The organism is Adlercreutzia equolifaciens, assembly GCF_029076695.1.
In the GTDB taxonomy this organism is placed as follows: Bacteria; Actinomycetota; Coriobacteriia; order Coriobacteriales; family Eggerthellaceae; genus Adlercreutzia; species Adlercreutzia equolifaciens_A.
In genome coordinates this window covers 100,822-122,134 of the sequence record NZ_JARFIK010000002.1, presented here as the reverse complement: position 1 = coordinate 122,134, position 21,313 = coordinate 100,822, and the positions used below count along the sequence as shown (strand labels likewise).

Genomic DNA, 21,313 nt, shown 5'->3' with positions numbered 1-21,313 from the left:
CAGTCATGCGAACCCGGCATAGCGAGTGCCCTTCCCAGCTCAAAAACCCGAGGAAGGCACTCTCGACAAAAGAAGGCTCCCAGCACACCAACGCTGGGAGCCTTCTTATCCAAACCTAATTGGGCAGAATCGCGTTACACGATCTTCTTTCCCAGCACGGCGGCCAGCTCGCGCAGCTGCTCGATGAGCACGCGGAACTGGGCCGGGGTCAGCTGCTGGGGGCCGTCGGACAGAGCCACCGGCGGGTTGGGATGCACCTCGATCATCAGAGAGTCGGCACCGGCGGCCACGGCGGCCATGGCCAGGGAAGGCACCAGGTCGCGCTGACCGGCGGGGTGGGACACGTCGATGCACACCGGGTACAGCGACTGCTTGTGAATGACCGGCACCGCCGCAATGTCCAGCGTGAAGCGCGTGGCCGTCTCGAAGGTACGGATGCCGCGCTCGCACAGCACCACGTTGGTGTTGCCGTGGTCGGTGATGTAATCGGTGGCGGCCAGCCATTCGGCAATAGTGCCCGCGAATCCGCGCTTGTACAGCACCATCTGATGGCTGTCGGCCGTTACCTCGCCGATCTTCTTAAGCAGGCTGAAGTTCTGGAAATTGCGGGCGCCCACCTGCAGGCCGTCCACATAGTCGGCCACCAGCTGGCAGTGGGCCGAGTCCATGACCTCAGTGAGAGTCTTCAGGCCGTACTTGTCGCCGGCGTTCTTCATGATCTTGAGCGCTTCTTCGCCCAGACCCTGGAACGAATGGGGGTTCGTGCGCGGTTTGAAAGCGCCACCGCGAATCCAGGACAGGCCCAGATCGGCAATGCACTCCGCCACCTCGTCGAACTGCTCGGCCGACTCCACGGAGCAGGGACCGGCGTAAATGGTGATCTCGTCAGTGCGCTGACCAAGATCGGGGATGGGGGCAAGTTTCACTTCTTCGCTCATACGGACGGCGTCTCCTTACTTACTCGAAGGATGGTCTCGTAGATAGCACGGAGGTACTCGTTATAGAGCGGGCCCTCGTTGTAGGAGGCAATCTTCGCAAAGATCTCCTCCTCTCGGCGGGCGTCGTAGAGGCCCATATGGGCATCGGGCTTCAGCCCGCGAATGACGAGAGAGTGGCTGGCGCGCTTATTGAGAAGCGCCACGAGCTGACGATCGATCTCGTCGATCTTCTCGCGATGCTTCTCGATCTCGGCCAAGGCGCTGGTTTCGTCTGCCATCGCAATTCCTTTCCGGATTAAAAGCTTTAGCGTGAAAGGGGCTCGGGCGCCCAAAAGCGCGAACGCGGAGCCACCTTGCCGCACGCGTGCTGCCTATAATAGCAAAAACCCCTGCGTATGCAGGGGTCTTTCATGAAAGTTAACATAGGGTGTCTCGATACCCCGCCATCGGCGATGGCGATTGCGGGAACGGGTGTTGCGCGCCCTAGGCGTGATGACCCTTCGCCATGGGACCGCCGCCGGCCTTGTTCTCGGAGTCGCGCACGTACCATTCGATGAACAGATCCATGGCGCCGTTTACCACAAACACGCTGCCCAGCACCAACACGAAGGTCATGGTGGCGCCAAAGGGATTCACTACCACCAGCACGCCGCCGACGCCCACCAGGATGCTGACGGCCAGCACGGCTATCCACACGTTGCCGCCGTACCGACGCATGTCGAAAGCACGCACCAGGTTGACAATGGCGCACAGGATAAGCACGAGGCCCAGCACCACGGAGAAGAAGCTGGCCAGCGCCTTGGGGAAGATGAAAGCAATGGCGGCCACAATGAGATAGAAAACGCCGGTCATAAGCATGCCCGTATCGTGATAGCGAGCGCCTTTGCCGCGGAAGTACGAAGCCAGCGAGCCAATGCCCATGAGCAGCATAGCCACCGCGAACAGCATAATGACGCCGTTGATGGTAATGGACGGATACACCATGAGAAACAGGCCGAACCCAATGCACAACACCGCTTGAACCATATTGTTCGACCGCACAATGTTCAAAAACTTCTCCATGGCGTTACTCCCATCTATGGCGGACCGGGTTCCTGCTTGACCCTTGCCGGCTCGAAAGCCACGTCCGCCCACCAGCAAGACCCCCTACGAGTCTTGCACTCTCTTTCGTTTAGCCATGGTACGAATGATCGGGGCTTTCTTATTTAACGGCCGTCAAATGGCACAAAGCGGTAACGGCGCTGTCACCACTCCCCCATCGAATTGATACGAATCGGTAACCTTATTGACGCCGCGCAAAATCCAGGAGGTCGCTCGAGCAGGCGCACAAGAGAGGTACGGATACCGAGGCGCCGAACCCGACAGCAATCGTTTCCGCTACAAACAGCGGACCCAACGCGCGTGGCATTTCCCGCTTAGAGTTCATTCCGAAGTTTCGCGTCCAGGCGCGCCGATGTCCTCAGGCAACTCCAGCTCGAATCCTTGATCATCGCAGAAGGCCTGACAGCCTTTAAGCAACCGAGGGAAGTCCGTTTCAATGACCTCCCAGATAAGATCCACGTTAACATCTCCATACGCATGCGCCAAACGGTTGCGCACGCCTTTTAAGGCACGACGCTCGAAGTCGTAGTAGACGAGCACCTCGTCGCTCAACGCCCCCGCTTCTTCCGTAATGCGGAACACGCGGTTCATAAGCGCTTCAGCCAGCAACTCATCATTGGTCGACTCAGGCTGCTTGAATCTCTGCTCGGTAATGCCGAGCTCCTCAATTTGCTGTCGCGTAAGCGTGACAAGATTAAACATTTCTTGCACGCGGGCTAAATCAGTGGCTTTCGCGCTCATAGACGAGTACCTTCTCTCGTTCAATGGCGACAGCCAAATTGGGGTTTTTCAAGTGCTTCGCCGTCACCACATCCACGGATCGTCCCGTCGTGCGCTCAAGCTGCTTCTGAAACTGGGCAACTTCAAATAAGCTGAAAGGAGCCGTTTTATCGTACTCCAAACGCACATCGATATCGCTTTCGGCCGTAAAATCCCCTCTGGCAAAAGAGCCAAACACGAAAGCATGCGTTACAGCAGCGAACTTAGCCGCCTCCTCGGCAACAGTCTGCATAACACGAGAGCGCTCATCGCGTGACCCCGCCTCCTCAGACGGCCCCTCAATCAACCCGCCTTCCCGATCCGCAACGCCAGGATCAGTCAGGTCGGAGAAGCGAACTACGCGAGGACAAACCGCGGCAAAGCGTTCCACAAGGTCCTCCCCTTCATAACCCTCGTCGATGAGCTGTCGCAAGATATCGAGCGACAGATCTTCATCCTGAACCGGCAAAGGTTTGATGAGCAAGCCTTCAGGCGTCTCCTCTAAAAGCGCGTACTCAGCAAAGCCCATATCGCGATACGCTTTTGCGGGAATGGTGATCTGCCGTTTGCTGGAAATGCGAACACGCCGAGGCGCGCTAAGAGCCGCTTCCGCCATAATCCCTCCTTACCAAGCGCTTGGTACCAAGCAAATATAGCACATAGGCGCTGGAGGCACGTTTTGCTTTTGCAACTTTTGCAAACTTTTTCTGGCTTTGCAAACTTTTGCAACTTTTGCAAAGCCGTGACTCACCTTGCCCATGGGTACAAAAAAACGGCGTCGACCTGGGAGGGAGTTGGTCGACGCCGTTTTCGGAGGAGGGGTCAGCGTTAAAAGGAGCCGAAACGCACTAGAGGCGATCCAGCTCCTGGGCCATGAAGGCCGCTCCAAGCTGGCCAATGAAGTGATAGGTTTCCTCTTCGGCTTCACGTGCCATTTCCTCGAAGAATGGGATGGCCCACGCACCAAGATGCTCCGTTAAGAATGCGGCCGCCGTTGCAGCGATTTCAGCGGCAGCGTCGTCGCTGCCGTCACGCAGGGCAATGCCCTGGTTCGTGCGCAGCACCTGCATAAAGGCCAGCTGCATCGCCATATGGTCAGGCCGCAGCGCCGGCTTGAAGTCGGGCGCGAAGCCCATGCGTGCATATAGCTCCTTCAGATCCTGCACCGTCTGCGCGAGCGCAATCTCGAGTCCTTTGGCACCATCTTCGTTGCCGAGGAATCGACTCTCAAAAAGCGTGCTGACGCTGAACTGCGGATTCGTATATAGGTGAGTGTAGTCCTTGCGCACGCGATGGAAATACGCGTCGGCATCTTCAACGCCCACCTGCTTGCCAATCCAAGCGCGAAACTCCCGCAAGGGCTCCTGGGCCGTCTGCAAGTCAAGCTCGCCGGCAATGGCCTCTATGTCACTGAGCAGCTCTCCGCCATACAGGCCGTCGGTCACGGCCGCCGTAGGCGTGATCACAAAGTATCCTAGTACCTGGTACATATCCGCGGACGCGAAAAGGCGCCCCATCTGATCGATAGTCATAATATCCTCCTCCTGGATGTTGCCCCCTCAGGGGGCCGGGCTTAATCCCGGCCCCCATGCACACCCGAGCTACGCGGGAATGTAGTACACCGACGGGTTTGTCCCCTGCTCCGGCATTAACTGAGCCGCGTCGCGCTCGTCGATCATGGACTTCAACTCGTCCAGATCTCCGAAGATACGCGCCTTGGCCAAGCAAGCTTGGGCGCAAGCAGGAACCTCACCGCTGTCCAAACGCCCGTTGCCCTTGCAAAAGTCGCACTTGTCCACGGTGCCCACCGGCATTGCCTGATAGCGCATCTCCTCATAAGGCGTCAGCTCTTTGCCGAAATACCCCTCGTCGGACTCGATATAGGAACGCGCCCGGTACGGACATGCCGCAATGCAGCTCTGGCAGCCGATGCACACCTCTTTGTCGATCGTGACAATGCCGTCTTCGCCTCGCTGGCTCGCACCGCTGGGACACACCTCCACACAGGGGGCATTCTCGCAATGCATGCACAACATAGGGGTGATATGGCACGTCACATCAGGATAGGTGCCTTCGAACACCTGCTCGACACGGGACCGGAAGACCGTGGGCGGTGTTCCGTTAGCCCCCTTGCACGCTGTCACGCAAGCTCGACAACCTACGCAGCGACGCAGATTGATAACCATTCCGTAAGTCATAGGTCATCTCCCCTTCTACTTCTTCGACACTTTGACGCGAATGCACTGATCATAAGCTTGAGTCAAATGGTCGAAGCGCTTCGGGTCCTGCCCCGGGATAAGGTGATTGATGCCGATGCCCTTGCTTTTGCCCACAGGGATAAATTCAGACTTCGAGCCTAGGCTCCCCACCACTACTGAGGCCACTTCAGGATGCACAGTCTCACTTACAAAGAGCTTCCCTTCAACCGTAACGCCCTCGCGACTCGTCAGCACGATATCGTCGCCTTTTTGAAGCCCCTTTGCAGCCGCCGTTTTAGAGTTCATCTCAATGGCATAGAGCCATGGCGTCTGTTCGTTCACCTCGTTGATCCAAGCGTTGTATACCGAATGGGTGTCGATGTTCATGGCATCAGTCCAATAGATGGGGAAGATGTCGAAATCGGGCTCCTCCACGTGATGATCGCAGCACTCCATCCATTCCGGCATAGCCGTGAACTCATCATACTCAAAATCAAACTGGAACCCACCAAGAGCATCAATGGCCCGCTTAGCATTATCTTTCGCCTCAAGAAGCACATCATGATAAAGCGGAACGCGTCCCGGTCGATCATTGGCGAAGATGTACATTTCCTCGACTTTGCGCGGATAGGTGTATACGCCGTTCTTCTTAAACCACTCAAGGCCATGCTCGTCGTCTACCGCCGACTTGTACACAGCGTCGGCGAGCGCCTCTAAGTCAAGCTTCTTGGTGATATCGAAGTAGCCTTCAGCCTTGTACTCGTCTTTCAAGAACTTCGTCATCATGAGGACCGTCCAATAGCCCTCGTTGCTGCCACTGCGATTGACCAGCTCGCTCACGATATCGATAGCGCCCGGACAATCGTCTCGCGCAGGCACCACTGGCTGACGGATGCCAAGCGTCCAGGGCACATCCACGCCACCACAGCCCTTGTAAGCATAGTAGGTCAGCGGATACGGCTCGAAGCGCTCCAGATAGCAAGCTTCCGGGAGCAGCAAATCGTAGAAATACGTGGCATCTGTTAGATAGATTTCGCACCCGATGACATAGTCGAGATCCTTGTACATAGCGATCTGCTCGTCGTGGTTTTGCCACCAACGGATAGGATTGCAGGCCATCGTGAACATGACTTTTGACGGAGGGAAAGCGTTGTTGAACATCTCAGGCTTCACCTGAGAGATAAACTTCCAGTGGGGGTCCATCTCTGCAATGGGGCTCAGTTCCTTAAAGCCGCCCGAAGTGACAACGATGTCTTTCCCGTAAGTCTTCTCATAAATAGAGTTGCTGGCGTCAGAGCCCATGCCATGGGAATTCAACAATCCGTCAGGCTCGTACACCGTGGAAGGCCACGAGACGGTGCTGTTTCCGTCGGCAAATCCTTGACATTCAGCAGCAAAGGTAATGAAACCTCCGCACTCGTTGCAGGAACCCACGAGAACATTTAGACCCATAACCGCCATACAAGTTTGTCCGCAATGCTTGTGGTGGACCGCTCCAGAGAACAGGTCGGCACACGCAGGACGATAATTGAGAGTCACGCCATCGACCTCGATGGTTTGACCAATACAAGCCGCCTCTCCGAATTCCTTGGCGACTGTGCGCATAGTGGCGGCAGGGACTGTCGTGATTTCTTCTTGCCATTCAGGTGTATATTGCTTGATATGGTCCTTATATAAGGTGAACGCTGTAGCCACCTTCTTGCCATCATGCTCGAACTCGCCTTCGAGCTGCGGATTCTCGCACTGATCATAGGGCTTGATCTTGCCATCGGCTTCATCGCGATAGAGCGCTTTGCCGCTTTCCCCATCTCTCACCACGCGCTTGGTCTCTTTATCGACCAGCGAGGGGCCGTTGGTTCGATTAATCAAATAATCGTAGTCAATCAAATCAAGCTCGTGAACGAGGACGTTAGCCAAGCAGAGAGCCGCAGCCAGATCGGTACCCGGACGTATGGGCACCCAACGCTCAGCCTTTTGGGCGCTGGCGGACATATGAGGATCGAAAACCGTCATCTTCGCGCCCTCGTCACGCGAATCTGCCCAACGGGCGCAGCTAACGTTATAGCCATGGCGCGTGGCAATACCCGCCTGAGTACCAAACTGAATAAGATACTTACAATACGTCCAGTCAGGACCGGAGTTGCCCGTCGTCGTATACAAGTCGGAAAACTGGTGAATGCCAGCGCCGCACAAGTCAGAGTTCATAAACTCCATCGTGCCCCAGCCACCAGCAGCGCCATACCACAGATACTCACCGGCCACCGAGGAAGCTACCGCATGACTCCACATAAAGTTGTTCGGGTTCTCTGCCACGGCTTCTTTGATCTTATCGGCGGCCAGGGTGTATGCCTCTTCCCACGTAATCTCTTCCCAACCCGGATCGATGTCGATACCCTTTTCGGGATTCGTGCGCTTCATAGGCTTGGTAACACGATAGGGATCGTACAGCTGCATAATGCCCGACGCACCCTTGCCACACATACGACCGCCATTGGGGGCGTTCTCGTCGCCTGCCAGTTCGACAACTACCCCGTCCACCACATGGGCTTTGATGTTGCATTGGTTGAAGCACATGTTACAGCTGGTGGGAATCCACTCGTCTTGCTGATGACCCGTCTCCGACAGGGCTTCTTCCCCTGCGTCACTTCCCTGCTGGCTTGCACAGCCCACCAGCGATGTCCCTCCGAGGCCCAGAACAGCGGCAGCGGCACTGGCTCCAGCAATAAACGATCGCCGGCTCATGCCTTCGCCGATTTGTCGTTCCATGATCTCCCCCTATCCTCTTTCTTGAAAAGAAATTGCATCATGGATTCGGCCGAATCGCGTGGCTCCACCATAACAAATTGTCCTATGACAATCAATGATTATCATAGGACAATTCCTCAAATCATATTCCTATTTTTAGGATAATTTAATGACACGATGTCATTAAAACACCTGATGAGGGCGGCCGCTGCCGCCGCTACTACTTGCCGAGCACGCTCTTCAGTGCATCGGCCGCTCCGTCAGCCCCGTTGAAGCCTTCGGCAAAGGCGCTCGGTACCAGCACGGTCCCCTCCCCTTCGCGCAAAGACTCATTAAGCAAGTGCATGGCACGCAGGCGAGACACCGCCTCTTCGCCACCCACCAGATCCTTCATTTCTTCGAGAATCTCGTAGATATCCTGCTCGGCCTCCATGAGGATGATGCGAGCCTTCTTGCGCTGCTCCGCTTGCGCCTCAAGGCTCATTGTTTCCTGCAAGTCCTTGGGCAGAAGGATGTTACGGATTTCCACCGAGAGAATGGTCACACCCCACGGAGCAACCTTTTCCTCAAGTACGCGCTTGAGCTCGCGGTCAAGCTGCTCGCGGCGAATGGCCACTTCCGCCGCGCCGGCCCGTCCCAGGGCATCGCGCAAAGCGGTTTGAGCGGACATCTCCACAGCGCGCGTGAAATCACCTACCTCCACGCAGGCGTCCTTCGCGTCCCATACGTGCCAGAACAGTACTGCGTCCACATTCATGGGCACCAAGTCTGCCGTCAACGTCTCTTCCGCATAGAAGGTGGTGACCCGCGTACGGGTATCTACACGCAAGGTATTGGACTCCACCACCGGCCACGTCCAGAAAAGCCCCGGCCCCGACACGCGGTTAAACCGACCCAACCTTAGCACAACAACACGTTCCCACTGCTGGGCAATGTGACATGACGAAACCGCCAGCAATCCCACTACCAGCGCAACGATAAGCCCTGGCAGCGTTACATCATCCACTACCAGCCAGCTTACCGCCAGCGCAATCAGCGCCATCCCCACGAACAGCACCGCCGAAAATACCAGCACGCCGTTATTGGAGGCGCGCTCGCCAATAATCTCCGTCGTCACATCGGGAACAACGCGCCCCCGAGGAAGGCTTTTCGCCACAGATCGATCTTCATCCTCCGCAACGCCTCGAAACCCTAGAGCTGCCATACTAAGCCCCCTTTTCCCCAGCCGAAGCGTCGACCTGATCGAAGTCAATGATGCGGCCGTTTACTTCACCGCGCTCTCGCGCCTCTTCGTACTTCAACCGTTTGATTTTGCGCGAGAGCGCCCGCTGAATGTCATCGTAGCCCAAGCCTAGCTCTCGACAGGAGGCGATGCACTCGTTGAGCACGGCATCCACTTCGTCTTCCTTCTCCTCCGCCACCGAGGCTGCTGCGTCGGTCACGAACACGCCGCGTCCGCGCGTCGATTCCAAATAGCCATCGGACACCAGACTCAGATAGGCCTTGTTCACCGTGTTGTAATTGATGGAAATCTCCGATGCCAGGCCGCGCACGGTGGGCAGCTTATCACCGGGCTTGAAATAGCCGTCGTTGATAAGGTAGGCAATGCGCTGACGCAGCTGAACCCACAGGGGCAGATCACTGGATTCATCGATTTCGAAGGGAAACATAATCGGCCTTTCCGTTGAGTCCTACAAGATCAGCGCCGCATAGGTTGCCGAGGGCGGCAATCCGCACGATACCACCAGAAAGCGCAAAAGAGCGGCGCCCGTCAGAACGCAAGCGGCAGAAAACGCCATAGAAGCCTTCAGCGCCAAGGAGTCAGCCCGCAGCAACGCCCCCACCCGATCGAGGGTCACATGCAAACCGAGACCGATCCCTTCAACCCCAAAAGGTACAAGCAAGCCCACCAGCACCAAACCGCCCCAAAACCACGGCGCCGCTTCTCCGCCCACCAAGACCGTGACCGAGCGCAGAGCAGCCGCCGCTGTCGAGGTGAGGGGTGCATCCAGCGATTCGCCGCCGCCCGCCGCCCACGCTGAGAAGAGCCAGAGTCCCAAGCAGGCCCCCTCCGCAACAATCACGAGGGCGTCGAGACGCGTGAGCGCACCTAGCACCGAGCCGAAAGCCGCCCCGCCCCGGGAGAACACCCCTATCAGCAGCGTCAAGGCCAACCCGCTCGATATGCTTGACAGCACAAACAACACAGGAAGCCAGCCGCTATGCCACAGCGGCACCGCCTGCATGGAGGACAGCAGCAGGCCCGTGTAGAGCGTTGTTACCACCCCCGCCAACACGAGCGCTCCGGATACCAGACGAAAGACCAACAACGAGAAACGCCACCGTCCCTGCCAAAAAACCAAGAGCGTTGCACACAATACCAAGCTGGCAACCAACGCCCAAGCACCCACAACAAGATAATTCTCCAAAGGAGCCAGGACGAGAAGCGCCAATCGATCGAGGCGCCCAAGATCCGCCAGCAGGCAGACAATCGCCAGCATCAGCGCCACAGTGGCAGCCACCAACAAAGCCGAGAAAAACTGGCGGTACTTACTTCCGCGCTGATCACGAAAACGAGCACCCACGCCCCTCTGAACATCGAGTCCATCAGCAAGCAGGCCGAGCATACCTGCCACAACGCAGGCACCTCCCCCGCAACCACCCAAGAACAGGTAGGCTATGATCAGCTCGCTGAACATCTGCTCCCCTCGCGCCCCGTCCTTTTTCGAAGCGTTTACCTCAATAAGAGCAGATTATCATAAGACAATTAGTCAACAAACCCAACAGCGAAACTTCTCGTCAGCACCTGCTGGGAGTTTTCGCACGGTTTTTTACGTTCCGTTAGCACGTACCACGAGAAAGGCAGCCGCGAAACCACGGCGCTTTGACGCCCCTCGATTCTCGGATGCCGTCGCTCAGTCCCTAGAGGAACAGCTTCGCCCCGAAGTAGGCCAGCACCACCAGGCCCACGATAATGCGGTACACGCCGAAGGCGGTGAAGTCGTTCTTTTTGATGTAGCCCATAAGGAATTTGATGGCAATGACCGACACCACAAAGGCGGTAACAATGCCCACGGCCAGCACCACTATTTCGGTAGCAGTCATGGCCATGCCCACAGCCAGCACATACTTGATGAGCTTCAGGACGCCCCAGCCGAACATAACGGGGATGGCCAGGAAGAACGTGAACTCGGCCGCCGCCGTGCGCGAGCAGCCGCACAGCATGCCGCCGATAATGGTAGAGCCGGAGCGGCTGGTGCCGGGGATGATGGCCAGCATTTGGAAGCAGCCGATCTTCAGGGCCGTTTTCCAGTCGATCTCGTCCACCGTATGCACGCGGAACAAAGCCTGCTCGGCGTTGTCGCCGTCATCGCCCGGGCCCACTTCGTAAACGGGACGGGCGTGGCGACCGCGCACCGAGCGCGCACCAACCCGATGGCTTTCCAGGTAGACCGCCTCGCGGCGGCGGTTGCGCTGCTCAAGCACAATGAACACCACACCGTAGACGATGAGGGCGATGGCCACGGTCCAGGCGTTGTAGAAGTACTCGTTGAAGAAGTCGTCCAGGGTCAGCCCAATGGCCGCCGCCGGAATACAGCCGATGGCCACCATGCCCCACAGCCTCCACGTTGCGTGCTTCTGGACGCGCGTCTTGCGCGGCGAGAAGGGGTTGAGCTTGTGAAAGTACAGGATGAGCACGGCCATGATGGCTCCCAGCTGGATAACCACCAGGAACAACTCGAGGAATTCCGCCGATACATTGAGCTTGACGAACTCGTCGACTAGGATCATATGGCCGGTGGACGAGATGGGCAGCCACTCGGTGATACCCTCCACCACGCCGATGAAAAACGCCTTGAGCGCCTCGATGAGCATATCCATGCGCACACACCTTCATTGCCGGGACCTTGCGCGCGGAACGCCGCAGCGCTCCTCGCAACTCTCGCATCGTACCATGGGGAAGGGAAGGCGCCGCCATTTTCCGCGAAAGTCCACGGCCGCCTCCCGGCAGCGTCGCCTTGCGTCCGCGCCGGCCCGCCCTGGCGCCCCTGGCGGCGTGTCCCGGTATCCCTCCTGACAGCCCGGCTCCCTGGTGGCGCGCGCTGGCGTCACTTCTGATGACCCGACACTCTGGCATCCCCGGTAACGCGGTCTGGCGCCCCCTAGCAGCTCGGCGTGGTCCCCCGAAACTCGTCGAGGCATCCAAAAAAATCTTGCGGCAGTTCGGTTATAACGACAGGGCCTTGGACGCTGCCCCCGTACAATACTGGTGGCGATCTGTCGTTTTCCGTCGCTTTCTCGGGCGGAAACGGCGGCGCCCATTCCGAAGGGCCCAGCCCTTCCCGTTGCGAGGGAGCGACCCATGAAAAACTCCAACCACCCCCACGGATCGCGATTTACCGCCCCTTTCACGCAGCGCCCTTGGCGCCGGCAGCGGCACCGATCTCCCGCATCCCCCGCCCGAGCACGATGCGTAGCCCTAGGATGCTTCCTGGCTGCGCTTCTACTTATGGGGTGCGCTTGCGGGCTGGCCCTGGGATGGCCGCCCGTACCCGATGCCTCCACCTCTTCCATTGTGGCCAGCATCCTCGCCGGCACCGTGGCCCTTGTCGGCCTGGGCATTCTGCAAATCATCGATGCAGAACGCGCCGCCCGGGAGCCGCTCACGGCGCCCTCCTGCGACCCCGTGGAAAACCGGCTGCGCGCCCTGCACCTTACGGCGAAGGAGTTGGCGGTAGCGCGGCTCATCCTCCAGCATTGCAGCTACCGCGACATTGCTCGCATCTGCGGTATCGCTCCTCGTACGGTGCAATTTCACGCCTCGAACGCCTTTCGCAAAGCCGCGGCCACCCGCCGGCGCGACTTCGAGCAGCTGATGCTCGAGGGCCCACAGGCGTCCGCACCTGACGGCGAGAGTCACTCGGAGGGCACCGATGCCAAACCTACCTTGCGCTGACCGCAAGGTAAACATTGGTAAAACAATGTGTTTTGGTCAGCAATAGGCGAAAGCACCGTGATAGCGTGGAGACCGAAAACCATGATGACATCTCTCAACATATCCTCGTCCTCCCCATCGTCTCGCCGCGAGTCTGCCGACGACGCTCCTTCCCGCACCAACGACACGCCTCCCGTCGAACCCTCGCGCCACGACATGCACGCCAGCGCCCCCGACGCCTCCGATACCGCCTGGGTCTACAATCTGCAAGCTGTCGCCGTGCTCATCATCGTGCTAGGCCAGGTCCTTGACGGGCTGCAGGCAACGGGCGCGCTGCCGATCAGCGAGGCAGCCCTCTGGCTTCACGACTGCCTGATGCCCCTGCAGCTTCCCGTGCTCTTCTTTTGTCTCGGCTATCTTTACCAGCGGTTTCGCCAGGTGCGCACCGGCCGAACCTGGCTTCTCAGCATGAAGCGCGAAGCCTGCGTGCTGCTGGCGCCCTTCGCGGTGTTCACCATTTTGTCCCTGATCGCCAACAGCGCCGCTGGTCTGCAGCCAGCCCTGTCTGGCCCCCAGCTTCTCGATGCCCTGGTGCTGCACCCCGTGGCACCCCTGGGCTACCTTTACACGGCCTTCCTGCTGCTGGCCATCACCCCTACCGTGAAAAGCCGCCGCAACGCCTACGGGTTGCTGCTGGCGGCGGCGTTGGTCAAAGCCGCGGTGGCGGCGCTGCTCACCGTTCCGGACACCGCCGCCCTGGCCGCATCGGCTCCCTATGCCCTCATTTCCGTCGCTGAGAACTGGGTCTGGCTTGCCGGCGGCATGGCGCTGGCGCTGCTGCGCGGCCTGCCCCTCATGCGCAGTCGCGAGAAGGCCTGGGCCCTCGGCGCGCTCTGGATTGCCGCCAGCGTCATCACGTTCATGGCTGGCTGGATCGGCGAAGTCTCCCACGCCATCCTGGACGCTATCGGCATTCTCTGGTTCGCCTCCCTCTTCGCCACTATCTTCCGCCGGGGGCACCAGGATGGTTTCTTCAACTTCATCACGGCCTACACCATGGCGTTTTTCCTGATGAGCGGACCGCTCATCACGGTGGCCCGGGCCCTCCTTGTCGGACTTGGCCTCGCCGGCGGCACAGCGCCCGTGCTTTATGCCATTGTCTTCCTTGGAGCTGGCTTTGGCGCTCCCTTGGCGCTTCAGTACGCCCTCGAACGCGCCGGACGCCTCGACGCCATCGTTTACCCGGGCCGCTTCCTGCCGCCCCTGGCCGATATCTTGCGAAACCCCACCGCGCCGCGGCGACCTCCGCGCAACCGCCTTACTCTATACTAGGTCGGTCAGAACGCACGACCCGTTTCCCTTGGAAAACCGCCGCCGTTCCACCACCGCATCGCCCAATCGACGCCCTAGCGTCACGGAACTTAGAAAGGACGTTCATGAAGCTGGTCATCGCCTCCGATATCCACGGCTCTGCCCTCTTCGCCAAGCAATTGATGGACCGCGTGTCCGCCGAGCAAGCCGACCGTCTTGTTCTTTTGGGCGATCTGCTCTATCACGGCCCGCGCAATCCGCTGCCCCCGGGCTATCACCCCACCGAAGTGGCGGCCATGCTGAACGCCTCGCCTGTGCCGGTAGTGGCCGTGCGCGGCAACTGCGAGGCCGAAGTGGATCAAACGCTGCTCGACTTCCCCTGCATGGACACCACCGCCCAGATCATCGACGGCAACCGCACGCTCATGTTCTCCCACGGACACGTCGTGTCGCCCGAGAACCACCCGGCGCTTCCCTCGCCGGCCGCCCTGTTCACCGGGCACACCCACAAGAAGATTCTCGAGGGCCGCAAGGGCGTCTGGTACGTCAACCCCGGCTCGGTGTCGCTGCCCAAAGACGGCATCCGCTCCTACGCCACCTACGAGGACGGCGTCTTTGCCCTCAAGCAGCTGAAAGACGGCGAAGTGCTGGTCCAGGCCATCATGACCGATTTGGAGGCCTAGGCCGTGGAGCCCTGGCTTGCCCCCTTCGCCTCCATGACCGACGGCGAGCTGCGCGACCCCAAGCAGCTGCTGGGCTTGGCGCGCGCCATCGACCCCACCGCCCCGGCCGGCTCTCTGGCCCAGGGGCTGTTCGTCGCCGAGTCGGTCAACGTCATCCAGCGAGCCCTGGACGCGGGCTACCTTCCCTTTGCCGTCCTGACCGACGAACGCTGGCTGCACGCCTCGGAAGCGCTCATCGAAGGGCTGCGCGCGGCAAACCCGTCACTTCCCGTGGCCGTGGTGTCCACCAACGAGATGTGCTCCATTACCGGCTACGAAACTACCCGCGGCCCCCTGGCTGCCTTCCATCGCAAGCCGCTGCCCGCCGTCGCCGAAGTGCTGGCCGGCGCCCATCGCGTGGCCATCCTGGAGGACATCACGAACTACACCAATATCGGGGCCATCTTCCGCAGCGCCGCCGCTCTGGCCATCGATGCCGTACTGCTGACGCCCTCCTGCCACGACCCCCTGTACCGACGCGCCTCTCGCGTGTCCATGGGCACGGTCTTCCAGGTACCTTGGACGCGCATCGGCTCCAGCCGTGCATGGACGGACGAAGGATTGCCGCAGTTGCGCGAAGCGAGCTTTGCCACCGCGGCCCTGGCCCTGAGGGACGACTCCTTGCCGCTGCAAGCGCCGTCGCTGAAAGCCATCGACAAGCTGGCCCTCGTGCTGGGCACCGAGGGCGATGGCCTGGCATCGGCCACTATCGCCCACTGCGACTACACGGTGCGCATCCCCATGGCCCATGGAGTGGACTCCCTCAATGTGGCGGCCGCCAGCGCCGTGGCTTTTTGGGAGCTCAGGTGGGAACGCGGCTAGGCGGCAACAAGCCCCGCCGAAGAGGCCGCCAAAACCAGCACTGCCATAAACAGGAAGCCGCCCAGGGCCACCGCGCCGCCAATAAGCAGCCCCTTGCCAAACGTCTGCCCTTTGAGTAACGGAATGAAGCGCCGAAGAAGGCGCTTGTCGAGCAGGGCATAGGCCATTCCCGAAAATGAGACCGCCAGGCCCAGATAGGCTAAGACGCGAACAGCATCGGGGTATTTCAGCAATTCGGGCGTAGGGTTGAAGGCCACCCAGATACAAACAGCTACCAGCAAGAACCAAGTAGGCACGACCACGCCGTCCCACACGACACCGATAATCTCACTTACCTTCAGCGACGTCCCACCCTGGGGCGTTCGGGCCGCCGGCCATCCCGTTGTCGGCGCGCCCGACGCCGCAGGCGCCCCCGCCACCGGAGCCGGCCCCGCCCATGCGTTCGGAGCGCCCGTCCTCGGCGCCCCGCCAGCGGGGACGCCTGCTGCCGGAGCCCAACCGGCTCTCGGCACGCCCGAATTCTGCGGTCCCGGCACGGTCCCCAAGCTCGGATGCGGCGTTGCCGGATAAGCCGGAACGCCAACCGCCCCTCCTGCCACCGCGCTCGGCTGCGGAGAGCGCACTGAAGCCGCCCCCTGGCCCACTAGCATCGCCACGGCTTCGGTAAAGGCGCCCTTCAATGCCCGAACCGACTGATAGCGCCCTTGAGGGTCGAAAGCCGTGGCCCGCGCCAGCACGGGCCTCAACGCCACGGGCACCCGCGGATCATTGAACCCGCTCCGCGCCACGTCGGCCGTGGGATTGCATTCAGTAAGCAGGAAGTACAGCACCATGCCCAGGGCGTACACATCGCTGCGCACGTCGGTCTGGCCGTAGCCGAACTGCTCGGGCGGCGCGTAGGCGCGCGTGGCGAACGGGGCCGTATCCGACGAGGCATCCTCGCGGAAGGCCCGAGCAATGCCGAAATCGATCACGGTCAGGCTCGATCCGTTGACAATAACGTTTGTGGGCTTTAAATCGCGATGGATGAGCGGCGCGCCAAAATCTTCGTGCAGCTCGATGACGCCGTCGCATAACGGAGGAAACAACTCGCAGGCCAGAGCAAGGGAGGGGTCACGCTCGTACACCTCGTCGTGCAATGTGCGTCCGCGCGCATACTCCATCAGCACAACCAGCTCGTCATCGCGCTCATGCACGCTGTACACCGCTGGAAGATGGCGGAAACGGCGCCCGCGGCGCTGGGCGGCGAACAGCTCTTGATAGGCCGCCCCCATATGGGCCGCCATGTGAATGCGCTTGCGAATGAACGGCCCCAGCGACGAGCCGTTCTCGGCCCGAATAACCACTAGTTCGGTGATCTCGTATTTGGAGGTCTTCAGCACCGCCTGCACCTGACAGCATTCGTCCAGGCCCAAGGCGTTCAGGTATGAGGCAAGTTCGTCGTTTTCCATGGAGCCTATGGTACCAAAGGAACGTTCCACCTGGTACCACGCCTCGTCGGCCGCACGACTCATCAGAGCATCATCGGCCAAGATCACCGCGTCCTCCGGCCGTGCTAGCCAATGGTCTCCTCGTTGAAGCGGTAGAGCTCCTCATCGGCCCGCTGCAGCGAATAGCCGTTCTGCAGCGCAAAGACGATGATGGCATCGCGTCGATTTTTCGCATACAGTTCGCTGACGCCGCCGGCTCTTAGCAGCCGGTTCGTCTCCACGCGCGAAAGCCCCATGGCAAAGGCCAGCTTCAGCAGATAGTTGCGGTCCACATTCGGGCGCTGACCCTTGAAAATCTGGTAGCCATAGGTCTCGTTGATGCCCGCATCGCGCACCACCACCGAGCGCTTGAGCCCCTTGGCCTCCAGCAAGAAGGCCAGGTACTCGGCCACGGTGCGGTTGCCCACCTCGGGCCGGTCGATGAAACTGCTCAGATCCGGCGCATCAAGCAGCTCGGCCAGCATGTCCTCTGTCAGCGGCTCCTCCACGCGCCTCTTCCTCCTTTTTCGTGCCATGGATGCCTTCTTATTCTAACGGCATGCCGCGCACCGAAGTGCGCGGCATGGGTAAAACTCTTCTATGCCATTGGGGCCTTAGCTCAGATTGAACGTCTTCTGAGCAATGAGCTCATCGCTGAAGTCGAAGAGCTCCGTGACCTCCACCTCGACCGGGTTCTTCGTGTCGGCCAGCACGTAGGCCTGCTGCACGGTAATGGACTTACCCGGCTTGATGTCCTTCATCAGATCTTGGCTGTCAACGCCGTCCACGCCGATGGCACCCTCAAGCTGAACACCGTCCTGGAAGGCCTTGGCGCCAATGGTGGTCATGAAGTTGCAGGCCTTGTCGGAGTTGTTGGTGAAGGTATAGGTAATAACGGCAGCCTTTTCTCCCTGGTAATCAGTACCCATGGCGGCTTCGTCGATGGTTACCACGTAAGTCGCTTCAGTCTGCTGCGCATCGGCCGCGGCAGTATCTTCCTGCGCGCCCTCGGCGGCAGCACCACTCGCGGCGCCCTCCTCGGCGGGCGCCGTCGCCGGCTGCTCGGCCGTCGTCGAGGAAGAGCCCGTTGTCGTAGCCGGCTTGTCGGCGCTGGCAGCGGCACCACCGTACATAGCCACGGTTACGATAAGGGCCAGCACACCCAGCACCAAGCCGGAAATGGCAATGCCCTTGCCACCCTTCGCGCCCTTCACCGTCTGGAACACCCCAATGGCGCCGAAGATAATGGCTAGCAGCACAAACGGAAACGACAGCAAATTCAGCAACGGCACCACCGAGCTGATGAGGGCGATAATACCCAGCACAAGGCCCGTAACGGCCATGCCCGACGTCGGTTTCTTCTCCATTTCAAATCCCTTCTTCTTTGGTAAAGCGGAGTACGTTTCTCCTTATGAGCACCAAGAAGGGTATCGGTTCTGCGCAGCCGTTTCATTAGCTGCCAGCTAAGGTTGGGCATAAAAAATCCCGAGCGCGCCAAAGCACTCGGGATCGGTCGCTTACGGAAGACGAGCCGCTAACTCAGGTCGATTTTGTTCTTCACCACAAAGGCCGTGAGCAGCACCGCCCCCACGGCCAGGGCAGCGTTCACCACCATCTGCATCAGCGACAGCGATGCCGCAAAGGCCATACCGTCCGTGCCGCCGAAAACCGCGGCGAACGAGCCCATGCTGAATACCAGCGACACCAGCCAGCCGATACCCAAAAACAGCCCCACGGCAGCAGCTACTTTATGGCGACGCGCCCACCAGGCACCCAGGGCCAACGCCATGAAGGCCAGCGCCAGCTGATAGGCGGCGCCAATGAGCACATTCACCAGCCCCACCACGGCCGCCACGGCGTTGAAGTCGTGCACCACACCGAACATGCCGCTCATCAGAGACAGTATCGCAATGAAGACATCCGGGTCGCCCTCGGCGCTCACCATCATCATGCCACCGGCCAACCCCACAGCTACCAGGGAGAACACGACCATGACCACCAGTGCTACCAGATACTTCGCTGCCACCAACTGGCCCGCACGCACTGGCAGCGTGAGGGCCAAGTAGCCCTCATCGGTGAACATGGTGCGGTAGAAGCGCATAACGATAAGCAAGAACATAGCCACCAGCGATGCCCACACCACGAAGGCCAGAAACAGCGACAACATGACCAGCGAAGCCTCCGGGCCGGCGAAGAAATCGCCCCAGTACGTCAATTCTGACGCTTGTTGAGCCGCCATCGAGGCGCCCATGCCGCCCAGCCCCGCCGCAATCATCACCGCCAGCAGCAACACGGCTTTTTTCCACAGACCTTTGATCTCGTGGACGCACAACGTACCTAGCATCGGAACTCCTCTCGGAAGTAGGCGTCCAGCGTGGTGCCCCGCTCGTGGGTCACGTACCCCAAGGGGGCGTGAAGCATCATCTGGCCGTAGCGCAGCAGCACGAAATCGTCGAGCACGGTCTCGACGTCGCGCACCAGGTGGGTGGACAGAATGATAGTGGACTGCGGACGATAGGCGCGCACAATGGTCTGGAGAATGTAGTCACGCGCCGCCGGGTCAACTCCGCCAATGGGCTCGTCCAGCAAATAGAGCGCCGCCTGACGGGCCATGACCAGTACCAGCTGCACCTTCTCTACCGTGCCCTTCGAAAGCGTCGAGCACGGAGCAGCCGGGTCCACACCCAGGCGCGCCAGCATGTCCTGGGCCAGCAGCCCATCGAAATCGGCGTAGAAGTCGGTGAAGTAGGCCACCATTTCGCGCACCCGCATGGAACGGGAGAAATAGGGACGATCCGGCAGATAGGACACGACCGCCTTGGTCTCGGGGCCGGGCGCCACACCGTTGATGGCAACGGTGCCCGCCGTAGGATGCGTCACGCCGGCGATAATCTTGAGCAGCGTTGTCTTGCCCGAGCCGTTCGGTCCAAGAAGCCCCACTACCCGTCCTGCCGGGATAGAGAGACTCACCTGATCGAGCGCCACCTGCGGCCCAAAGGCCTTGGTCACGTCCCGACATTCCAGCAATGCCACGATAACCTCCTTTTCCAGGGAAGCGGTAAGGTCATCCTAGCACAGCAGCATTGCTGAGCCGCACGCCCATCGAATGAGCACAGGAGCGGCGCAGGACGCCCACGCTACGCGCGGCGGAACGCCCACAAATTGCGACACTGGTCGAGCACGCGCTGGGCATCCCAGCTGTGAGCGCTATTCTCGGCGCTGTTCGGATCGTGAACCACGAACTTGCCCTCCGCGTCCACGCCGGACAACACGATGAAATGGCCCGTGGTGGTGAAGTCTCCGGGGCCCACGGTGCAGATGACGGGCTCACCGGCCTCGAGGGCTGCCTTCACCATGTCCACGTCCGCTGGCAGCTCCCGCGAATCAAGCCCCAGCCGAGCCGCGCCTTCGCTCATGAGCAGCCACGAGGTGAGGCCTTCTTCCACGTAGCCGTTTTCTTCACTGAAAGCGCTCATGGCCGGCGGGTCGAAATCGGTCTTGCCCGTCAGGGCCACATAGACCATGGCAAGACTCGTGGGCCCGCAACCGCTGTTCGCGATATCGGCACCCGCGTAGGGCGCGCTTCCCCATTGGGGATCAATCTGATAGAGATAGGGCACCTCTCCCCGGCGCCACTGGTCCTGCGGGGTACTGGCAGGCCTTTCGTCCGCGGCGGCAGTCTGGGGCAGCGCGGCCGACGTCAGCGCCAGAGGCTCCTCTGACGCCAGCAGCGATTGCACGGCGCCTCCAGCGGTCGCTATAAGAAACACCGCGAGCCCCACCGCGGCCACCAAGGGCACAAGCCGCAGCGACGCCATCGCCGAGCGCGTGCCGCGCCGCACCATGACGGAGGGCTCCTGCGAGAACTCCAACGCCGAGCGTCGCCGCACGGGAGCGCTCCCAGCATCGCGGCGCCGCGAATCTTGAACCGCGAAGGCCGTCGCCTCTCCCGAACAGCCTCCCACGGGCCCCGACACCGCAGCACAGCGCGCCACCGTCCCGGGAGCGCCGGGGCGGCTCCACTGCTCGCGGCTAAAGGGGTTCTGCGTATATGATTCGTTTCCCATAGGGTGCTCCTGAAAATCTCGTCGGGGCCAGGACGGCACAGCAGGACGGATCCCGTTGCCCATCCCACAGCGTGACGCGAACGCCACGGCGGCGCCCAGCGTCTCTCTACCCTATCCCCCCTTCGCCTTACCCGTCCCATAGCAAATGCTGAACTCTTCGCAAGGGGCCTTAACTTTTTCTTACAAGCTGCTCAGAGCGCCACGCGTAACTTATAAACAGGCCGTCAATCGTGTACCATGGACTC

General features: G+C 60.3%; 22 protein-coding genes. 4 read left to right on the top strand and 18 right to left on the bottom strand.

The window, feature by feature from the left end; genetic code table 11:
* Positions 1–134: 134 nt before the first annotated feature.
* From aroF to PZH32_RS06590, 12 genes are all read right to left on the bottom strand, one after another.
* Positions 135–938: a 3-deoxy-7-phosphoheptulonate synthase gene (gene aroF / locus PZH32_RS06645; RefSeq protein ID WP_275207071.1), complete on the bottom strand. Its 804-nt coding sequence runs from the start codon at positions 936–938 to the stop codon at positions 135–137.
* A complete protein-coding gene (locus PZH32_RS06640; protein WP_275207070.1) occupies positions 935–1,216 on the bottom strand; it encodes a chorismate mutase in 282 nt (93 codons plus the stop codon). Before PZH32_RS06640 ends, aroF begins: the two co-directional genes overlap by 4 nt.
* Before the next feature lie 205 nt (positions 1,217–1,421).
* The gene (locus tag PZH32_RS06635) at positions 1,422–2,000 is read right to left on the bottom strand and encodes an HdeD family acid-resistance protein (protein WP_275207069.1); all 579 of its coding nucleotides are present in this window, start codon (positions 1,998–2,000) and stop codon (positions 1,422–1,424) included.
* A 360-nt stretch (positions 2,001–2,360) separates the two neighbouring features.
* Positions 2,361–2,780, bottom strand: a complete 420-nt coding sequence (locus PZH32_RS06630; protein WP_275207068.1) for a HepT-like ribonuclease domain-containing protein — start codon at positions 2,778–2,780, stop codon at positions 2,361–2,363.
* Positions 2,761–3,414, bottom strand: a complete 654-nt coding sequence (locus tag PZH32_RS06625; protein WP_275207067.1) for a nucleotidyltransferase domain-containing protein — start codon at positions 3,412–3,414, stop codon at positions 2,761–2,763. Before PZH32_RS06625 ends, PZH32_RS06630 begins: the two co-directional genes overlap by 20 nt.
* A 232-nt stretch (positions 3,415–3,646) precedes the next feature.
* Complete coding sequence (locus tag PZH32_RS06620) at positions 3,647–4,330, bottom strand: molecular chaperone TorD family protein (RefSeq protein WP_275207066.1); 684 nt, start codon at positions 4,328–4,330, stop codon at positions 3,647–3,649.
* A 69-nt stretch (positions 4,331–4,399) separates the two neighbouring features.
* Entirely contained in the window at positions 4,400–4,996 is a 597-nt protein-coding gene (locus PZH32_RS06615) for a 4Fe-4S dicluster domain-containing protein (RefSeq protein ID WP_275207065.1), read from the bottom strand.
* Positions 4,997–5,011: 15 nt separating this feature from the next.
* Positions 5,012–7,762, bottom strand: coding sequence for a molybdopterin-dependent oxidoreductase (locus PZH32_RS06610; RefSeq protein WP_275207064.1), 2,751 nt, complete (start codon positions 7,760–7,762; stop codon positions 5,012–5,014).
* A 199-nt stretch (positions 7,763–7,961) separates the two neighbouring features.
* Entirely contained in the window at positions 7,962–8,945 is a 984-nt protein-coding gene (locus tag PZH32_RS06605) for a slipin family protein (protein WP_428994020.1), read from the bottom strand.
* A 1-nt stretch (position 8,946) separates the two neighbouring features.
* Positions 8,947–9,411 carry a GntR family transcriptional regulator gene (locus PZH32_RS06600; protein ID WP_275207062.1) on the bottom strand — a complete coding sequence of 155 codons (465 nt, stop codon included), beginning with the start codon at positions 9,409–9,411 and terminating at the stop codon, positions 8,947–8,949.
* A gap of 21 nt (positions 9,412–9,432) precedes the next feature.
* Positions 9,433–10,440, bottom strand: a complete 1,008-nt coding sequence (gene nrfD, locus PZH32_RS06595; RefSeq protein WP_275207061.1) for an NrfD/PsrC family molybdoenzyme membrane anchor subunit — start codon at positions 10,438–10,440, stop codon at positions 9,433–9,435.
* A gap of 223 nt (positions 10,441–10,663) precedes the next feature.
* Complete coding sequence (locus PZH32_RS06590) at positions 10,664–11,617, bottom strand: undecaprenyl-diphosphate phosphatase (RefSeq protein ID WP_275208206.1); 954 nt, start codon at positions 11,615–11,617, stop codon at positions 10,664–10,666.
* Positions 11,618–12,251: 634 nt separating this feature from the next.
* Between PZH32_RS06590 and PZH32_RS06585 the strand changes: the two genes are divergently transcribed.
* The 4 genes from PZH32_RS06585 to PZH32_RS06570 all read left to right on the top strand — a co-directional run bounded on the left by PZH32_RS06585 (position 12,252) and on the right by PZH32_RS06570 (position 15,532).
* Positions 12,252–12,698, top strand: coding sequence for a helix-turn-helix domain-containing protein (locus PZH32_RS06585; RefSeq protein WP_275207059.1), 447 nt, complete (start codon positions 12,252–12,254; stop codon positions 12,696–12,698).
* Between the two features lie 81 nt (positions 12,699–12,779).
* Positions 12,780–14,009 (top strand): hypothetical protein, encoded by a 1,230-nt coding sequence (locus PZH32_RS06580; RefSeq protein WP_275207056.1) that lies wholly within the window; start codon positions 12,780–12,782, stop codon positions 14,007–14,009.
* A 104-nt stretch (positions 14,010–14,113) separates the two neighbouring features.
* Positions 14,114–14,671 (top strand): phosphodiesterase, encoded by a 558-nt coding sequence (yfcE, locus tag PZH32_RS06575; RefSeq protein ID WP_275207054.1) that lies wholly within the window; start codon positions 14,114–14,116, stop codon positions 14,669–14,671.
* A 33-nt stretch (positions 14,672–14,704) separates the two neighbouring features.
* Positions 14,705–15,532 (top strand): TrmH family RNA methyltransferase, encoded by an 828-nt coding sequence (locus tag PZH32_RS06570; RefSeq protein ID WP_428994026.1) that lies wholly within the window; start codon positions 14,705–14,707, stop codon positions 15,530–15,532.
* Here the strand turns inward: PZH32_RS06570 and PZH32_RS06565 are convergent.
* The 6 genes from PZH32_RS06565 to PZH32_RS06540 form a co-directional block, all read right to left on the bottom strand.
* On the bottom strand, positions 15,529–17,064 hold the full coding sequence (locus PZH32_RS06565; protein WP_275207052.1) for a serine/threonine protein kinase: 1,536 nt from the start codon (positions 17,062–17,064) through the stop codon (positions 15,529–15,531). The two genes, PZH32_RS06570 and PZH32_RS06565, sit on opposite strands and share 4 nt — an antisense overlap.
* 23 nt (positions 17,065–17,087) lie before the next feature.
* A complete protein-coding gene (locus PZH32_RS06560; protein ID WP_275207051.1) occupies positions 17,088–17,510 on the bottom strand; it encodes an XRE family transcriptional regulator in 423 nt (140 codons plus the stop codon).
* A gap of 105 nt (positions 17,511–17,615) precedes the next feature.
* Entirely contained in the window at positions 17,616–18,368 is a 753-nt protein-coding gene (locus PZH32_RS06555) for a DUF5067 domain-containing protein (protein WP_275207050.1), read from the bottom strand.
* Between the two features lie 167 nt (positions 18,369–18,535).
* Positions 18,536–19,345, bottom strand: coding sequence for a hypothetical protein (locus PZH32_RS06550; RefSeq protein ID WP_275207049.1), 810 nt, complete (start codon positions 19,343–19,345; stop codon positions 18,536–18,538).
* Positions 19,339–20,034: an ABC transporter ATP-binding protein gene (locus tag PZH32_RS06545; RefSeq protein ID WP_275207047.1), complete on the bottom strand. Its 696-nt coding sequence runs from the start codon at positions 20,032–20,034 to the stop codon at positions 19,339–19,341. The genes PZH32_RS06550 and PZH32_RS06545 overlap by 7 nt, the downstream gene beginning before the upstream one ends.
* A 104-nt stretch (positions 20,035–20,138) precedes the next feature.
* Positions 20,139–21,068: a C39 family peptidase gene (locus PZH32_RS06540; protein WP_275207046.1), complete on the bottom strand. Its 930-nt coding sequence runs from the start codon at positions 21,066–21,068 to the stop codon at positions 20,139–20,141.
* Positions 21,069–21,313 lie beyond the last annotated feature (245 nt).

Coding starts and splice junctions, on each gene's coding strand:
- PZH32_RS06615 (WP_275207065.1), bottom strand. CDS start 4,996: ATGACTTACGGAATGGTTATCAATCTGCGTCGCTGCGTAGGTTGTCGA.
- PZH32_RS06605 (WP_428994020.1), bottom strand. CDS start 8,945: ATGGCAGCTCTAGGGTTTCGAGGCGTTGCGGAGGATGAAGATCGATCT.
- PZH32_RS06590 (WP_275208206.1), bottom strand. CDS start 11,617: ATGCTCATCGAGGCGCTCAAGGCGTTTTTCATCGGCGTGGTGGAGGGT.
- PZH32_RS06630 (WP_275207068.1), bottom strand. CDS start 2,780: ATGAGCGCGAAAGCCACTGATTTAGCCCGCGTGCAAGAAATGTTTAAT.
- PZH32_RS06635 (WP_275207069.1), bottom strand. CDS start 2,000: ATGGAGAAGTTTTTGAACATTGTGCGGTCGAACAATATGGTTCAAGCG.
- yfcE (WP_275207054.1), top strand. CDS start 14,114: ATGAAGCTGGTCATCGCCTCCGATATCCACGGCTCTGCCCTCTTCGCC.
- PZH32_RS06540 (WP_275207046.1), bottom strand. CDS start 21,068: ATGGGAAACGAATCATATACGCAGAACCCCTTTAGCCGCGAGCAGTGG.
- PZH32_RS06570 (WP_428994026.1), top strand. CDS start 14,705: ATGACCGACGGCGAGCTGCGCGACCCCAAGCAGCTGCTGGGCTTGGCG.
- aroF (WP_275207071.1), bottom strand. CDS start 938: ATGAGCGAAGAAGTGAAACTTGCCCCCATCCCCGATCTTGGTCAGCGC.
- PZH32_RS06610 (WP_275207064.1), bottom strand. CDS start 7,762: ATGGAACGACAAATCGGCGAAGGCATGAGCCGGCGATCGTTTATTGCT.
- PZH32_RS06625 (WP_275207067.1), bottom strand. CDS start 3,414: ATGGCGGAAGCGGCTCTTAGCGCGCCTCGGCGTGTTCGCATTTCCAGC.
- PZH32_RS06550 (WP_275207049.1), bottom strand. CDS start 19,345: ATGCTAGGTACGTTGTGCGTCCACGAGATCAAAGGTCTGTGGAAAAAA.
- PZH32_RS06580 (WP_275207056.1), top strand. CDS start 12,780: ATGATGACATCTCTCAACATATCCTCGTCCTCCCCATCGTCTCGCCGC.
- PZH32_RS06620 (WP_275207066.1), bottom strand. CDS start 4,330: ATGACTATCGATCAGATGGGGCGCCTTTTCGCGTCCGCGGATATGTAC.
- PZH32_RS06640 (WP_275207070.1), bottom strand. CDS start 1,216: ATGGCAGACGAAACCAGCGCCTTGGCCGAGATCGAGAAGCATCGCGAG.
- PZH32_RS06585 (WP_275207059.1), top strand. CDS start 12,252: ATGGGGTGCGCTTGCGGGCTGGCCCTGGGATGGCCGCCCGTACCCGAT.
- nrfD (WP_275207061.1), bottom strand. CDS start 10,440: ATGTTCAGCGAGCTGATCATAGCCTACCTGTTCTTGGGTGGTTGCGGG.
- PZH32_RS06600 (WP_275207062.1), bottom strand. CDS start 9,411: ATGTTTCCCTTCGAAATCGATGAATCCAGTGATCTGCCCCTGTGGGTT.
- PZH32_RS06555 (WP_275207050.1), bottom strand. CDS start 18,368: ATGGAGAAGAAACCGACGTCGGGCATGGCCGTTACGGGCCTTGTGCTG.